Genomic DNA, 16994 nt, shown 5'->3' with positions numbered 1-16994 from the left:
TCAACACGCCCTAGTATAAAGGTAAAAAGCTGAATTATACTCAATGCAATTTTCTGCAACGGGTTCTCATTTTTACTCTTTTATTCCCCCCCCCAAGAGTCTACGTTTTTAAATTACATCCATGACAAAAATCATCTCCGCCAACCTGAACGGCATCCGCTCCGCTGCAAAAAAAGGTTTTTTTGAGTGGATGGGAAAAGAAGATCCTGACTTTGTTTGTGTGCAAGAGCTCAAAGCGCAAGCGCCGGATATGACGGATGATTTTCTGGCACCGCATGGCTTTCACGGGCATTTTCATTATGCCGAGAAAAAGGGTTACTCCGGTGCGGGTGTATATAGCAAGAAGAAGCCTGATGCCGTACACATTGGTTTTGGCAGTGCGGAGTTTGATCCTGAAGGCCGCTATGTGCGCTGCGATTTTGGTGACTTATCGGTGATCTCTGTTTACTGTCCATCGGGTTCTTCTTCCGAAGAAAGACAGGAAGCTAAATTCCGCTTTATGGATGAATTTTTTCCACATCTGGAAAAATTAATCGCTGAAGGTCGTGAGCTGGTGATTTGCGGCGACTGGAATATTGCGCATAAAGAAATTGATTTGAAAAACTGGAAAAGCAATCAGAAAAATTCCGGCTTCTTGCCTGAAGAACGTGCATGGATGACACGTTTGTTTGATGAGTTAGGTTGGGTTGACGTGTATCGTCATCTGCACCCTGACACCACTGCGGAAGCTTATACGTGGTGGAGTAATCGGGGTCAAGCGTGGGCAAATAATGTTGGTTGGCGTATCGATTACCATGTCGCAACACCGGGTATTGGGCGTAAAGCGAAGTCGGCGGCGATTTACAAAGAAGAGCGTTTTTCTGACCATTCACCGTTAATCATTACTTACGGTTGAAATTTTTTGTAGCACGGGTTGCCACCGCCCTATAAAGGTTGCCATTCCTGCGTTTTTTTAGCAGGAATGGCTTATCTACCGATCAAATTATTGTTTGTGCTCGACCCGGTTCAAATTCAAACCATGATCAATCGCTGTGCCGTGACTAACAAGGTAGGCTTCCAAAGCATCGAGATCGCGCCCGATGATTTGACGGTTACGACCTTGTTTAAACACTTTAAAACCATCCCCACCGTCAGCTAAAAAATTATTGGCGACGACGGTGTATTCTTGGTTTAAGTTCAGTGGCTGACCTTTAATTGTGACGTTGCTGATTTGGATGTCAGAAGCATCTCCTCGTTTCCATGAATAGGAAAGCGAGTCTGATGCAAACAATTTTTTGGGCTCATTTGCGGTTTTATCGCTCCATTGCTGCTGCAAAATTTCCATAATTTGTGCACCACTCAGTTGCATCCTGATGAGCATATTTCCAAATGGCTGGACGGCGTAAATATCCCCGAAAGTAATGTTGACCGGCGATGCTTGAGAGCCTGAGGGCAGATCGCTACGAATACCGCCTTGATTCATAAATGCGATATCTACATTCCCAAGTTGGCTCGCGAAATACAAATGTGCATCGGCAATGACATCACCCAAAGGACTATCGAAATGTTGAGCATCGCTTGTTCGTAGCAACGGTTTGTTGAGTGTCACCACTGGCCGCAAACGCATTGCTGCCGTTTGTGTTGTCACTTGATTGACTAATTTTTGTGCAATGGGATCGGCCGTAATTTGCTGCTGATCGATCAGATGATTGACTGCAACGACGTTCACGACTTGATGAGTTTGTTTGTCTATTGTTAAAGTTGATTCTGTCAAAAATGCGCCGTAGCTACGCCCTTGTACCACTAAACGACCGTCAATTTTGCAGGTATAACCTTGATGTGAATGTGCCGAAACCACCAGGTTAATTGCTTTGTCTAATTTTTTACTGATGTCAATAATCGGCCCCTGCAAGCCTTCGCAGCGATAGCTAGGATCATTCTCGTTTCCTTTGTACATCGCTCCTTCATGGATCAACACGACGATGGCATTCACGCCTTGTTTTTGTAACTCGGGCACATAACGATTGATGGCGCTTGCTTCATCTTCAAAACGTAACTGCTTGACCGCATCGCCTGCAACCAGATTGGGCACGTCGGAAGTCACGGCACCAATAAAGCCGACCTTTACATCACCGACCTGGCGAATCACATAGGATTTCAGCCATGATGCGTTGCTTCCCACTTGATATACATTTGCGCCAAGATAGTCATAATTCGCACCATGAAAACCCATATAGGAGCAGCCACTAGTTGGGCAAGTACCTTGAATTTTGCGCATCAATTCGTCAGGGCCACGATCAAATTCATGGTTACCGACGGCGGTCACTGAGAGATTAATTTGATTCAAGGCTTCGATCACCGGTTCATCTTGAAGTAATGCTGATCCCATCGGCGAAGCGCCCATCAAATCACCAGCGCCAACCAAAATACTGGCGTGCACTGCCGCCCGACGCTCTTTAAGCTTACTCGCTAAATAAGCATAACCACCAGCAGGAACTTTGATGAATTGACCTGGGTGTTGGACATCTGGTTTGCTGGCAAGGTATGGAACTGGCTGATCAGCCTGTAAATTGCCATGAAAATCATTGATGCTGAAGATTGTAATGTCTTCATATCTGGTGCCCTGGCTGAAATTGCTAGTGGCACAAGCTGACAAGCCAGCGAGGATCATCAAGGCCGAAATACGTTGAATAGCGTTCATGGATTTAATTTTTTTCAATGTCATTTTCTGATAAGTAAAAAAGCATTCGCTAAAGAAAAAGGTCTGCAACATGTCATTGTCGCAGACCTTCTAGTGTCAGACAGTTTGCTGTGTTTATGTCACAGCAAAATGCATGTCTTCAGATTAGTAATCAACAGAGAACGTGACTGAAGTAAAGCGTGGTGCACCAACATAGTAGTTAACATTTTGTTTTGCGTAAGTTGGCGTAGCTACCGCATTTGTTACGTTGAAACTAGATGGGTTACGATATTGCTTGTTCGTCAAGTTGCTGACATTCAAACGCAAGGTTGGTTTTTTCATCCAGCCATAATTTGGGAATTGATAACCAGCATCCAGACCCAATAACGTGTAAGCAGGCACTAACTCATCGTTAACCATTGTTGCCCATTGGCTGCTAGTGTATTTGGCTTTCAAACGTGTATACCAAACGCCTGTTTCATATTGAACGCTTAAGCCAGCTTTGCGCTCAGGAACCAAGGTCATGTTTTTACCAGCAGTTGGCAAAGTAGCTGTGGCGCTCACAACCAAATCACTTTGGATTTCACTCTTCGCGTAACCAAAAGATCCGTAGAAGGACCAGCCATTGATTGGTGTATTACCCAATTCAGCTTCAAAGCCGTGCGTTTTTACCGTGCCGATATTAGTGTAGCTAGCAACCAGTGTATTTGGATCATAGGCTGTTGCTTGACGATCACGGAAATTGATCTGATACGCTGTCAATTGCGCTGTCAATTTATCGCTTTGCAAGCGGTAACCAACGTCCAGATCCCAGGAAGTTTCAGTTTTGACGTTATTCGCTAAAACTGGGCTACCGTTCACCACTGGCAAGTTTTGATACACAAAATTTGGCGGTGCTTTCATGTTCTTTGCCAAGCTGGCAAATACTTGATTGTCGTTATCGATTTGATATCTAGCGCCCAACTGTGGCAACAACTCAGAGTACTTGCGGCTCAATGTATAGCCAATTGGTGCTGCCTCATTTGCGTAGTTAGTGAAATCACGCTTCATTGTTGGTGCACGCAAACCAAGATTCACAGACAACTTGTCGTTCATCAGGTTGATTGTATCTTGAGCAAAGAACTGATATGCAGTACTGATCGTTTTTACGTCGCGTGATTGGTAAGGCGTACCATCTTGGCGTAAAACGCGACCATTTGTGAACCAAATGTCTTTAGCTGTGCCGTCATTACTGACCAGACTCATTGGACCGAATTGCTCGTGTGCAGCACGTTCGAACCAGAAACCAGCCAATACTTGGTGGTTGTCAAAATTGTGTGTAACAGAAGCAGTAACACCAGGACGATTCGTACGTGTCACGCTACCGGTCGCAACAATAACGGTGTCTTTTACGTCGCCATCGCCATTCAAATCTACATTACCCACCAAAGTTGTCTTACCGGTTTTAGGATCGACCACGGCTGGAAGGAATGAACCTGCCTCTGTCTTGGTTTTTTGTTGCGTGCCGCCATTGCCAAAACCATACCAGTAGTAAGGTACGATCTTGATATCTGTATCTTCACCGACACGGAATTTTGCAGTTGCGGAAGCAATCACATTCTGGAACGGATTTTGTGACAGTTGGTAGTATGCAGCCGCGCCTGGAGGGGTTGCAGGATCAACGTCTTTACCTGGTGTTGGAGTTGCATGACCTGGGAATGTCGTTGCGTAATCGTAGGTGTAACCCTTAGCATTCAATTCCGGTAACGTCGGATTGTAAATGTTGTTATTTTTTGCACGATTCATCAACACTGTAGCGCTGATAGAATTAAAGCGATCCATGTCAGTACGATAGCCCATATCTACGTGATCACGGTTTGCTTGTCCGAGACCTTTCCACTTGTCAGTGTGAGCTTGAGACGCAGAGATAAAGAAACGAGATTTACCATCTTCCCACAAGCCTGTGTCATAGCGCATGTAGGTTTTGTACATATTCAGTTCACCGATCGTTTGCGCAACGTGGAAACGTCGTTCTTTGGATGGGTCACAAGTTGTGATACCGAAGTTACCACCAGTTGCACCGATTTGTGGTGAGTCAACGTCAGTAGAGCCTTGTGTCACGAATTGTGTGCACGTATTTTCCGGATCGATGAATTCTTGTGGATATACCGCGAAGTTACCTGAATCATTCACTGGTACGCCGTTAATCGTGGCACCAATTTGATCGCTGTTGAAGCCGCGCAGTGTCAAACCACCGCCGAACAAACCAGTCGCATCGTAGTTGTAGCTATTAACCGCAGGCATCAATTCCAGCGCTTCATAGGCATTGCCTGTCGGGCGTTGTTTTGAGATTTCTTCGGCAGTAATCGTGCTACGGGCTTTTGGCGCGTTTTCTTGCACCATCAAGCCCATACCGACTTTTTTGCCAGTAATAGTCACTTGTTTGGAATCAATTGGATCATTGTTTGTTTGTGTCGCTTCTGCAGCATAGGCAGAAGACATACTCATACATACCAATTGGCATGCAATAGCGACCATCGACATGCGTGGCATCAACGCTGACGATTTAGCGGTTTGTTTCATTGACTGCTCCCTGATCAGATTTTAGATAAATAATAATTAATTTTAAATTTGCATCAAACCTGGTATGTGGTTTCAAGCAATAGAGCTAGCTTGATCACATTTCCTTCACCACACATGTTTGCCAGATCTATTAGTTTTATTGCCTTAATACAACTATTCGCGGACCGTGATATCGCCTATTACTGAGATCGTCGTTTCAACGCGCAAACGATTGCTACAATGATTGTGGATTGTTCCGTCGATATTGCGCAAACGATTGCTTATTTGGTAAAAAAAACAGACGAAGGTATAAATTCGTCTATTTTGTGCGATATTCACTATTAAAAAGAATTTATAAAATTACAAATTCTTACGAATTAGATATATCGATATACGAAAAAGTCTATCACAGAAGTTTTCTGAATCTTGCAGAGTGTTACATCCAATTATGAAAGGATGATGACAGAACTAGGAAATTGACTAAAAAGTGTCACAAACAAGCCACAAAAGTAATTTTTGACCAAGTTTTTACCTTAAGGAGATGAAAATAGGTAACAACTAGTAGCACCATGAAACATTACGATATTTGACAGTATTTCTTTTTGGAAATATACGCTGTCATAATCATGATTGTCCTGTTCAGGGATAAGTCACTGGTTCGATGCCCTTTACGTTCGGACGATATGGTGCAAGCTGATTGACATTAAAACCATGGGCCTTAGCATATAGAGGCATGACTTCCGGCAAGTGTTTTTGAATTTCAGCAATCCGGTTATTTCCTGCAGGATGCGTCGATAACCATTGCGGTGGTGCAGATTTATTAATCATGCCCATTTTTTGCCACAGCACAATACCGGCGCGCGGATCGTAACCAGCACGTGCGGCGATATCAAGGCCGACAATATCTGCTTCGGTTTCGTCTTGCCGCGAGAAAGCCAACATACCAACCTTTGCGAGAGTTCCTGCCGCGGCACCAGCAACACGCGTATCGTAACCTTTCAAACCGGCAAAAATCTCCGCCAACTGTACGCCAAAGTTTGCAATCCTCGCTTTGCCTTCACGTTCAGCACCATGCTCACGCAAGGCATGGGCAATCTCATGCCCTATTACAATAGCGACTTCATCGTCAGTTAGTTTCAGTGTATCGAGGATGCCAGAATAAAACGCAATTTTTCCACCCGGCATGCAGTAGGCATTGACTTGTTTAGAGGCGAGTAAATTGACTTCCCATTTCCAGTTCTTGGAACGGGCATTCCAGCTCAAAGTGTATGGAATTAATTTATTGGCGATGGTACGCAAACGAACCACTTGCGGGAAGTCATCCGGGCCAAGCGCACGTGCTTGCTGCGCCTGTTGGATGACCTGCGCGTATTGCATAGCCGCTTGTTGTTCGAGAGCGCCTTTTGGCACAAAATTGCGTGCCCATGACATCCCCCCCACCTTCACGCCGTCGTCACGTGGTGCATCTTGTGCTACGGAAAATGGAGCACTGACAACACTACACACGAACAGGCCAAGCAAAACCCATGACGACATTGATGGTGAAACAAATTTCATGACCAAGCACCGTAAATAATTGATACTAAGATGGTAGCAGAATCATTACACCAAAGGGCAACCTCAGCCTCAACGAAAGCCACTTAGGCACTTCGTTTGCGCAAACGAAATACCGCCAGACTACCGCGCCAGTTCGGCAATACATGCACTGGTTTTCCTTCATGCAAAGCCACGCACTCCAGGACTTCTAGTCCGACTTCGTTGGCTAACTCTGCGAAGTCATAAATCGTTGCACAGCGCACGTTTGGGGTGTCATACCATTGGTAAGGTAAAGATTTGGAAACCGGCATTTTTCCCATGAATAACGCGGTGCGGTGCGGCCAATAACCAAAGTTGGGGAACGAGACGATCGCGTCTCTACCAACCCGTGCAATATCGCGCAGCAAGGCTTCCACATGTTTCATCATCTGCAAAGAATTCAGACATAACACGGTATCAAAAGCATTATCATCAAACATGCTCAGGCCGTTTTCCATGTCTTGCTGAATCACATTGATATGTCGCTTCGTACACGCCAACACTTTGTCGTCAGCGATCTCAATCCCATAACCAATGCAATGCTTATCCGATTGCAGATAATCGAGCATCACGCCGTCGCCACAACCAACGTCAAGTACATGCGTATCAGGTTTAATCCAGTCGGCAATAAATGCAAGATCGGGGCGTAGTTGATTTAATTCTGAAAAATTCATACGGATGTTCCTTGCAATTGTGCGTCGATGCGATCGAAGTACGCTGCGATTAAATTCAGATAGCGCGCATCATCAAGCAGGAAAGCATCGTGACCATGTGGAGCATCAATTTCCGCATAGCTGACTGTACGTTTATTTGTGATTAAAGCACGCACAATTTCACGGCTACGTTCTGGAGAGAAACGCCAATCCGTCGTGAACGATGCCAATAAGAACTGTGCTTTTGTATTCCCCAGTGCCTTACTTAAGTCACCATTTGTATGGCGTGCCGGATCAAAATAATCGAGTGCTTTGGTGATCAGCAAATACGTATTAGCATCAAAATAATCAGAGAATTTATCGCCCTGATAACGCAAATACGATTCGATTTCAAAATCAACGCCATAACCAAATTGATAGTCACCAGACTTGAGATCACGGCCAAATTTTTCCGCCATATCGTCATCGGACAGGTAGGTGATGTGACCTATCATCCGAGCGACTCGTAAGCCGTTGCGGGGCACCACACCATGCGCATAAAAATCGCCGCCGTGAAAATCCGGATCGGTCAATATCGCCTGTCGTGCGACATCATTGAAGGCAATATTTTGCGCCGACAACTTGGGTGTGGAGGCAATCACCACACAATGTTGGAGGCGATCCGGGTACAGAATACTCCAGGCCAAGGCCTGCATACCTCCCAATGAACCACCCATCACCGCGGCAAACTGCTGGATCCCCAATTGATCGGCAACCCGCGCCTGAGCATTGACCCAATCTTCGACCGTCACTACCGGAAAATCTGCCCCATACGGCTTACCAGTATTCGGATTGTTATGCATAGGGCCAGTAGAGCCAAAACAGGAACCTAAATTATTGATGCCGATCACAAAAAAACGATTGGTATCGACTGGCTTTCCGGGGCCGACCATATTGTCCCACCAACCAATATTCTTAGGGTCGTCGGCATAATAACCGGCCACATGGTGCGATGCATTTAGGGCGTGGCAAATCAAAACGGCATTCGATTTATCGGCATTCAGGCTGCCATACGTTTCTACCATCAAGGTATATTCAGCGATACTGGCACCACTTTGTAGTGGCAACGCCTGCTCGAAAAAAAACGCTTGTGGTGTAACAGCACCAATAGATTGAGGTGAAACTGACATACACACTTCCATCGAGAAATTTCTCGTTCAAAAAAAATCAAGGAAGGCTAAAAGGTGGGCTGAATGTGGAAGAGAGAAAAGCTGCATTCAAGCTCGCTTTAGCCGTATTTATTGTCTGAAACGTCCAGACCGCGCCCGCAAGCTGATTTTCAAATCGGCGCACTTTTTTACATCAAATTTGTTATAAAGAACCTGCATTGCATCGCTGACAAAAACCAGTCAGCGGATTATTCCTAAATTTTATGCAACGTTTTCAAATTCTTAGTTGCTAAGCATAACCAAGTCTACCGCTGACGTCAAACCTCAATCTGCAAGCGTACAACGTCCTTGGCGATCACCCTATTGATCAATGTACGGTCTGCCCAAGCATTTCCATCGCAGCCAGCGTCTCACGTATCACGACGGGTTCGTAACTGCGTAAGATCTTTTTTACATACGGCTGTACGTTTTCCAGATGGGTGTTCAAAATTGCCTGTTTAATTTCTGGCAATAGTGCCGCTGGCATCGATAATTCGCGAAAACCCATGCCTGTCAGCAAGCGGGTCAGGCGCACATCACCCGCCATGCCGCCACAAATCGAGACTGGAATTTCAGCTTTCTCCGCAGTCGTAACGATGGTATGCAAGAGCTGCAAAATAGCGGGGTGCAAATCGTCATACAGATGCGCCACTTCGTGATCGGCACGATCAATCGCCAGCGTATATTGAATCAAATCATTGGTACCTATCGACAGGAAATCGAGTTTTTTGACAAACATAGGCAAAGCCAATGCTGCGGCAGGAATTTCTATCATCGCTCCGACTGGTACGTTGGCATCGAACTCTTTTGATTCAGCCTGTAATTCTTTTTTGGCCTGAGCAATCAGGTTCAAGGTCTGGTCGATTTCAAAACTATGCGCCATCATCGGTATCAAAATCTTGACTGGGCCAAAAGCAGAGGCACGCAAAATCGCGCGTAATTGCGTCAAAAATAATTGTGGCTCGGTCAGGCAATAACGGATTGCACGTAATCCAAGTGCAGGATTTAGAATATTGTGTTCTGTCGTATCGAGCGGTTTGTCAGCGCCAACGTCAAGCGTACGTATTGTGACGGGACGGCCTTTCATGCCTAATACGGCAGCGCGATATGCTTCAAATTGCTCTTCTTCGCTTGGCAGTTTGTGCTCTTGCCCACTGCGTTCCATAAACAAAAATTCGGAACGGAACAAACCCACACCGCTCGCTCCTGCGTCCAGCGCATGCGCTGCATCTTCGGGCAATTCAATATTAGCAAGCAAGGTCACTTCTACGCCATCCTGGGTTATCGCTGGCGTTTTTTTCAGCTTGCCTAATTTTTTTCTCTGCTTTTGCAGAAGAACCTGACGTTCGCGATATTGTTCCAACACCAAAGAGGTCGGCGCCACAATCACCACACCGGCATCGCTATCGATAATCAACCAATCGTCTTGCTCAATCAGATGTGAAGCATTGCCCATACCGACCACGGCTGGAATGCCGAGGCTACGCGAAACAATCGCGGTATGCGAATTCTGACCACCTTCGTCGGTCACAAAACCGGCAAACGCGACATCACGAAATTGCATCATATCCGCCGGAGATATATCTCTGGCGACGACGATCATATTGGCGCTGCGCTCATCGATGCCATCAGAACGTGGAACAGAATTGGCGCTACCAGTCAGCACCTTCAAAATACGTTCAGCAACTTGTTGAATATCAGCCTTACGTTCACGCAAATATTCATCTTCAATTTCATCAAACTGTGCAGATAGTTCGTCTACCTGGGTAACCAGCGCCCATTCAGCATTGTAATGACGCGAGCGGATGATATCGAGCGGTGCTTCCGACACCATAGGGTCAGACAAAATGAGGACATGAACGTCAATAAATGCACCAAGCTCTGTCGGTGCATCTTGGGGCAGATCTGCCCAGATCGATTGCAATTCTTTATGCACCTGCGCAATGGCAGCCTGCAAACGTAATACTTCTGCCTCAACCTGTTCCTGGGCAACGAGGTAATGTTCAACATCCAATGCAGCAGGACGTAAGAGATGTGCCCTGCCTATCGCAATACCGCGAGAAACTGGGATGCCTTGCAAAGTAAATGACGCCATGCTTTGTCCCCAATCTGCTATTTATTCAGATCCATCTATATGTGACGGACTTTTGTGCTGCTATCAAGAACTTTCAGAATTCCTGATGTCGTAATTTACTCGCCTTCACCGAATTTATCATTGATTAATGCTTGCATAGCGGTAAAGCATTCTTGCTCATCACCGCCGTCGGTTTCCAACAAAATTTTGCTGCCTTTACCTGCTGCCAACATCATTACGCCCATGATGGATTTACCATTCACACGACGATTATTGCGGGTGACCCAGACTTCGCTTTTGAACTTACTGGCGAGCTGGGTGAATTTTGCCGATGCACGGGCATGCAAACCCAGTTTATTCACGATTTCGATTTCTTGTTGAATCATTTTTTACTTTCCACTTAATTGGGGGACAGCCGAACCCGATTATCGATACGAACAGCACCATTTTGCCCACCTGCCAAGGCCATTTCAACGACGACATCAAGGTCGTCCTGGCGATAGGTGATTGCTCTGAGCAACATAGGCAGACTAATACCGGCAATGATTGCCACCTGATCAGGTTCACCGAGTTGGCGACAGCAATTGGATGGTGTACCGCCCATAATATCGGTCATCACCAACACACCCGAACCATCGTTGAGTCGTTCTACAGCAGCATGCGCTAACTGATTGACTTCTTCCGTATTCTGATCAGCGATCACGTCGATCGCTTCGATCCGTTCAGGCTTGCCACGAAAAACATGCGCCGCTGCTTGTATAAAAGCAGAACCCAAGGGAGCATGTGTCATCAAGAGTATTCCGACCATAATTTCTTTACCCTGGGAGTATGCGAAAAAAATAGCCGCATACTCAGTTATTTCATCAAGGCAATTAAAATACTCGACAGGAGTATATTAAATGCATGTGTAAAATGTGTGTCAAACACTTGTTTTTTTGTAAGGACTTGTGACGGCTACTTCGAGTGCATCAGTGAACATCGCAGCAACATCAAAACCTTTTTGCTGCGTAATTTCTTGAAAACATGTCGGGCTGGTGACATTCACTTCGGTCAGACAATTACCGATCACATCTAATCCTACCAGCAACAGACCTCTTTCATATAGCTGTGGTGCTAAAGTCTGCGCAATCTCAAGATCGCGCTCCGACAAATCTTGTGCTACACCCACACCACCTGCTGCCAGATTTCCGCGCACTTCGCCATTCTGCGGAATCCGCGCCAAAGCGTAAGGCACTACTTTACCGCCGATCAATAGAATCCGCTTATCGCCATGTACGATTTCTGGAATATAGCGCTGCACCATGATGGTACGAGTACTGTTCAGTGTCAGTGTTTCAATCACTGAACCGAGATTCATGCCATCTTCACGAATACGGAAAATCCCAGCGCCACCCATACCATCGAGCGGCTTGAGGATAATGTCCTGGTGGGCACGGTGGAATGCGCGTATGCGTTGCTCATCGCGCGTGACCAGAGTCGGTGTTGTAAATTGGCTAAACTGAGCAATACTCAATTTTTCGTTGTGATTACGGATCGCTGCTGGTTTGTTAAAGACCCGCGCACCCTGCTGCTCTGCCATTTCCAGCAAGTATGTGGCATAGATGTATTCCATGTCGAACGGCGGATCTTTGCGCTGTAAGACAGCATCAAAGCTGCTGAGGGGCATAGAAACCGCTGCTTCAGCACGATACCAGTCTTCACTATCACCAGTCAGCGTGATTTTGCTGATATTCGCAATCACCTGACCGCCTTCCAGCGCCATATCCTCAGGGCCAAATGCATAAATCTCGTAGCCACGGCGATGGGCTTCGCGCATCATCGCGAAGGTGGAGTCTTTGTAAGTCTTGAACTGCGATAACGGGTCAGTCAGGAAAGCGATTTTCATAGCAAAGTTCCACAAGCCGGGGCTGCCGGCAGTTTAATAAATTTCGGGGTTTGGATCAGTTTTTTCCATCTCTAAAGACGCCGCCAATAAGGCTAATCGCGCGACCACGCCATACATGTAAAAGCGATTTGGCGCCGCAGTGCCAGGCTTAGCACGCATATCCGGCACGGCGTGTTGTTGCGCAAACGCCAGTGGCACAAAATGCATGCCCGGTGTATTGAGATTTTCATCGACGCCACGTTCTTCATGGAAGCGATAAAAACCACCCACCACATAGCGATCTATCATGTACACGACCGGTTCGGCGACGGATTCCTGAATCTGCTCAAAAGTATATACGCCTTCTTGCACAATGACGTCGCGCACTTCCATGCCGTCTTTGACCACTGACATCTTGTTACGTTGCTTGCGGTTCAGATCGCGTACTTCATCGGAATTGTGGACCGTCATAATGCCCATGCCATAGGTACCAGCATCCGCTTTCACGATCACGAAAGGTTTTTCTTTAATACCGTATTCTTTGTATTTTTTACGGATTTTTGCCAGGATAGTATCAACCGCGGCCGCCAACGCTTCTTCACCCGTGCGCTCATTAAAATCAACGTTTTTGACTTTGGTAAAAAACGGATTGAGCATCCAAGGATCAATATCGACCATCTTGGCGAATTTTTTCACCACTTCATCATAAGCAGAGAAATGATTGCTCTTACGACGCAAAGCCCAGCCAGCATGCAAAGGGGGCAACAAGGTTTGCTCGTTGATGTCTTCTAAAATCGCCGGAATACCTGCCGACAAATCATTGTTGAGCAAAATAGTACAAGGATCAAAGTTCTTCAGACCCAGGCGACGTCCATTTGCTGAACGTTCCAAAGGTTCTAAAATCAGTTGCGTGCCATCGGGCAAATCGATCGGGGTGGGTTCTTTGATATCAGCAGACAAAGAACCAAGACGCACATTCAGACCGGTCTGACGGAAAATCTGCATCATCCGTGCCACGTTTTGCAGATAAAAAGTATTACGGGTGTGGCTTTCCGGAATCAACAACAAATTTTTTGCATCCGGACAATATTTTTCTATGGCTGCCATCGCAGCTTGCACGGCGAGAGGCAACATCTCATTAGCAAGGTTATTAAACCCGCCAGGAAATAAATTCGTATCAACCGGCGCCAGCTTAAAGCCTGCATTGCGTAAGTCTACTGAGCAATAAAATGGGGGCGTATGCTCTTGCCATTCCATACGAAACCAACGCTCGATTGCAGGCGTTGCTTCGAGGATTTTCTTTTCTAAATCGAGCAAAGGCCCATTCAGAGCCGTGACGAGATGCGGAACCATATTGACCTTTTGATGAGCTGCCTGTTTGATCGGCAGCTTGAGCAAAATATACGTAGCAGACTACCGATGTCTTGATGACTTTCCTAGCTTGGGGTGAAACGACAGGAATCAAGGATTAACTGCCGATAATCCCTACAGTCATCAGGCTGATTTTGCCAATAAATTGAAATGTTCGACCACAGGTGCCTGTGCAAAAAATGGGCCTACTATTGCACGCCATTGCAAAAATGCCGGGGACTCACGAAAATCGACCGTGTGATTTTCTAAAGTTTCCCAGTAAATCATCAGCACGTAACGCTCTGGCGACTCGATACCGTGGTTAATTTTAAAGCCGCTAAATCCTTTTGCATGACATATCACTTCATTAATACCACGTTGTATCGCAGCATCAAATTCAGCTTGTTGTCCGGGATGAATACGAATATCAGCAATTTCGAGTATCATTTTTAGCTCTTGTTAAGTGTGCAAGTTAAGTGTGCAAGTTAAGTGTTTAAATTAGTCGTTACAGCAATGCCTCATCAGGACGCTAAGGTCACATCACTTCAGCCCACCTGAATTATGGCACCAAATAGGTCAAAATCAGCTGAAAGTCAGGCCAAAGTCAGACCAAACCCTGATCACTCAGTTCTTTTTTCAAATATGCATAAAACACAGGCGCAGCGACCAAGCCTGGTACACCAAATAAAGTTTCCATCACCAGAATAGCCGTCAGCAGCTCCCACGCTCTGGCATTGATCTGGGCACCGATGATGCGGGCATTCAGAAAGTATTCGCCTTTATGTACCAAGACCATGAACACGAGTGAAGCGATTGCGATATTGAGAGAGTGCGATAAAGCAACGATCACGAGTACTGTGTTTGAAAATATATTACCAGCCACCGGAATCAGACCCGCAAGAAAGGTCACCGCTATCATCGTTTTGGTTAATGGCAAATGTACACCAGATAAGGGTAAAATGACCAAGAGATAAATCGCTGCCAGAACCGTGTTAATGAAGGAAATTTGTACTTGTGCGAATACGATTTTTTCGAAAATCCGTCCTAAGGTACCGATCCTTTGCTGCAGGGCGGCGGCAAACGGTCTGAGATCTGAATCGTCGATGGTTTCGCGCAAAGCGACCATGCAACCGATGATCATGCCTAGCAACAAATGTACGATAAGATGACCTGCTTCCGGCACCAGTAACTTTGCTTCTCCTGCGTGTTCACGCAGCCATTGCGTAATCATTTCTTGCAAAGCACCGACATCTTCTGGAAAGTTAGTACTCACCCAGTCAGGCATTTGACTACGTGATGCCTCGATAATATCCGCCAGTTTTTGTAGCAAACTATGCAAATTTCCACCGTCGCTACGTAAAAACAAATGCATACCCCAAGCTGCCAACATCACGCTGATGATCAGCACGGCAGCCAACAAACCTACCGCAATTGCACGTGGCCGACGCTGATTGAAAGTGCGGGCGATAGCAGGGGCCATCAAGTGGATTAGTGAATACATCAACAGACCGGAAAACAGAGCCACTAATAAGCCAGCTTTCAAAACGATAAGCAGGCCGATCCCAATCAGAACATATGAAGCAATGACAGAAACATTATTTTTGGTGCTGACAGTCATCGTTGCATCCTTATTTAATGAACCAAACCAGTTAATCCGACAATGGCACCAAGCCACAAAGCGAGGGAAGCTAGCGTAGCAACCGCAAATCCGGCGCCGCGTTTTGAAGGATCTTTTAAATAAGCCAGAGCATACAAAATACGACCTACCACCCACACAACACCTGCAATTGCCGCAGTCTTATCACTAAACCAGAGCGCACATAACCACAATGCAGGAAAAAAGAACACCATTTGTTCCACGGTGTTAGCCTGTACGCGCAAAGCACGCTGAAAATCTTCCGGACCTTCAACCGAAGGTGCCTTTACGCCATATTTTCCGCGCGCTTTTCCGACGGTAACTACGTTCCAGAAATACATCGCTAAAACAACGAGTGTTAGCCAGGACGTCCATAAAATTTGCATGATAGCTCCATTGGAAATTAGATTGATCAGTGTGGTCACGATCTTAACCTAACATCGCTACTCATATGTGGATGATTGAAATACTTGCAAGAAATTTGTTTTACGGAATGAATAGAAATAGCTGGCTGATGATTTGAGCAAGTATTGAAATAAGCCAACCGATCACAAGCTAAACCGACAAACAGCCTGATTCGACAACCTGCTCAGGCAGTAACAGTTGCACTCGGCCAGCGATTTAATATAGGTAAGATATACATTAGGACATCATGTCAGCAGCGATATTTTGTACAATGAAACTATTATCGCGATGACGATCGGAAACTTTTTTTTGTTATTTGTCTTCTTTTTGGGAACTTCGCGCGTTAAATACTGACTAAATGATGACAAATGTACCGGAGTAAAAAATGAAACTGACACTGAAGCAACTTACGATTTCTTCATCTCTGCTAGGTATGGCATTCGCAATGCCTGTAGTTCATGCCGCAGATTTTGAAGAATATGCACGTATCGTCAACGTCGTTCCTCAAGTTGAACAAATGAACGTTCCTCGCCAAGAATGTCAGACGGTATATGAAAATGTTCAACAACCACAAGAACGCAGCAATACCGGTGGCATCATCGGCGGGATTGCAGGCGGTTTGTTGGGCAGCCAGGTTGGCAATGGTAACGGTCGTATTGCCGCTGCCGCTGCTGGTGCGATTACCGGCGCCATTGTTGGTGATCGTGTCGACAACAACAATAACGCACAGCCAGGCTATACCACTCGTCCGGTTCGTCAATGTCGCAATGTTGATAACTGGCAATCACGCACTAACGGTTATGCGGTCACGTATGAATACAATGGTCGCAGCTATACGTCCGTCATGCCATACGATCCAGGTTCACGCGTGCGTCTGAGAGTGTCCATTACACCAATTCCTTAAAGCCGGAATGCTGGAAAATTAGTTAATTAAATAAAAAAATGCCGCCCTTTGCGGCATTTTTCACAAATATTGCCGTAAAACAAGTTTAAACGAACACTATATTGAGCAGAAAGTGTGCAGGTTTATAGTATGATCTTGCAGCAAAC

General features: G+C 45.9%; 15 protein-coding genes. 2 read left to right on the top strand and 13 right to left on the bottom strand.

Annotated features, from left to right (window positions below):
- The first annotated feature begins 121 nt into the window (after positions 1 to 121).
- On the top strand, positions 122 to 895 hold the full coding sequence (locus H8K32_RS11485; protein WP_186912669.1) for an exodeoxyribonuclease III: 774 nt from the start codon (positions 122 to 124) through the stop codon (positions 893 to 895).
- An 87-nt stretch (positions 896 to 982) separates the two neighbouring features.
- Here the strand turns inward: H8K32_RS11485 and H8K32_RS11480 are convergent, their stop codons facing one another.
- From H8K32_RS11480 to H8K32_RS11420, 13 genes are all read right to left on the bottom strand, one after another.
- Positions 983 to 2680: a bifunctional metallophosphatase/5'-nucleotidase gene (locus H8K32_RS11480; protein WP_222613091.1), complete on the bottom strand. Its 1698-nt coding sequence runs from the start codon at positions 2678 to 2680 to the stop codon at positions 983 to 985.
- A gap of 144 nt (positions 2681 to 2824) precedes the next feature.
- A complete protein-coding gene (locus tag H8K32_RS11475; protein WP_186912666.1) occupies positions 2825 to 5221 on the bottom strand; it encodes a TonB-dependent receptor in 2397 nt (798 codons plus the stop codon).
- 618 nt (positions 5222 to 5839) lie between these two features.
- Positions 5840 to 6757: a M48 family metallopeptidase gene (locus H8K32_RS11470; protein ID WP_246447304.1), complete on the bottom strand. Its 918-nt coding sequence runs from the start codon at positions 6755 to 6757 to the stop codon at positions 5840 to 5842.
- Between the two features lie 83 nt (positions 6758 to 6840).
- Positions 6841 to 7449, bottom strand: a complete 609-nt coding sequence (gene metW, locus H8K32_RS11465) for a methionine biosynthesis protein MetW (RefSeq protein ID WP_186912665.1) — start codon at positions 7447 to 7449, stop codon at positions 6841 to 6843.
- The gene (gene metX / locus H8K32_RS11460) at positions 7446 to 8597 is read right to left on the bottom strand and encodes a homoserine O-succinyltransferase MetX (RefSeq protein ID WP_186912663.1); all 1152 of its coding nucleotides are present in this window, start codon (positions 8595 to 8597) and stop codon (positions 7446 to 7448) included. The genes metW and metX overlap by 4 nt, the downstream gene beginning before the upstream one ends.
- Before the next feature lie 346 nt (positions 8598 to 8943).
- A complete protein-coding gene (ptsP, locus tag H8K32_RS11455; RefSeq protein WP_186912661.1) occupies positions 8944 to 10710 on the bottom strand; it encodes a phosphoenolpyruvate--protein phosphotransferase in 1767 nt (588 codons plus the stop codon).
- 95 nt (positions 10711 to 10805) lie between these two features.
- On the bottom strand, positions 10806 to 11075 hold the full coding sequence (locus H8K32_RS11450; protein ID WP_186912660.1) for an HPr family phosphocarrier protein: 270 nt from the start codon (positions 11073 to 11075) through the stop codon (positions 10806 to 10808).
- A gap of 14 nt (positions 11076 to 11089) precedes the next feature.
- Positions 11090 to 11497: a PTS sugar transporter subunit IIA gene (locus H8K32_RS11445; RefSeq protein ID WP_186912659.1), complete on the bottom strand. Its 408-nt coding sequence runs from the start codon at positions 11495 to 11497 to the stop codon at positions 11090 to 11092.
- Between the two features lie 111 nt (positions 11498 to 11608).
- Entirely contained in the window at positions 11609 to 12574 is a 966-nt protein-coding gene (gene gshB, locus H8K32_RS11440; protein ID WP_186912658.1) for a glutathione synthase, read from the bottom strand.
- Between the two features lie 33 nt (positions 12575 to 12607).
- A complete protein-coding gene (gene gshA, locus H8K32_RS11435) occupies positions 12608 to 13906 on the bottom strand; it encodes a glutamate--cysteine ligase (protein ID WP_186912656.1) in 1299 nt (432 codons plus the stop codon).
- Positions 13907 to 14047: 141 nt separating this feature from the next.
- On the bottom strand, positions 14048 to 14350 hold the full coding sequence (locus H8K32_RS11430; protein ID WP_186912655.1) for an antibiotic biosynthesis monooxygenase family protein: 303 nt from the start codon (positions 14348 to 14350) through the stop codon (positions 14048 to 14050).
- A 157-nt stretch (positions 14351 to 14507) separates the two neighbouring features.
- Entirely contained in the window at positions 14508 to 15521 is a 1014-nt protein-coding gene (locus tag H8K32_RS11425) for an AI-2E family transporter (protein ID WP_186912654.1), read from the bottom strand.
- Positions 15522 to 15535: 14 nt separating this feature from the next.
- Positions 15536 to 15925, bottom strand: a complete 390-nt coding sequence (locus H8K32_RS11420) for an MAPEG family protein (RefSeq protein WP_186912653.1) — start codon at positions 15923 to 15925, stop codon at positions 15536 to 15538.
- 404 nt (positions 15926 to 16329) lie between these two features.
- Between H8K32_RS11420 and H8K32_RS11415 the strand changes: the two genes are divergently transcribed.
- Positions 16330 to 16848 carry a glycine zipper 2TM domain-containing protein gene (locus H8K32_RS11415; protein WP_186912652.1) on the top strand — a complete coding sequence of 173 codons (519 nt, stop codon included), beginning with the start codon at positions 16330 to 16332 and terminating at the stop codon, positions 16846 to 16848.
- The last annotated feature ends 146 nt before the right edge of the window (positions 16849 to 16994 follow it).

Source organism: Cognatundibacterium jejuense (assembly GCF_014284255.1).
Taxonomy (GTDB): Bacteria; Pseudomonadota; Gammaproteobacteria; order Burkholderiales; family Burkholderiaceae_D; genus Undibacterium; species Undibacterium jejuense.
The sequence above is the reverse complement of the archived record's forward strand: the minus strand, read 5'-3'. Positions and strand labels throughout refer to the sequence as shown.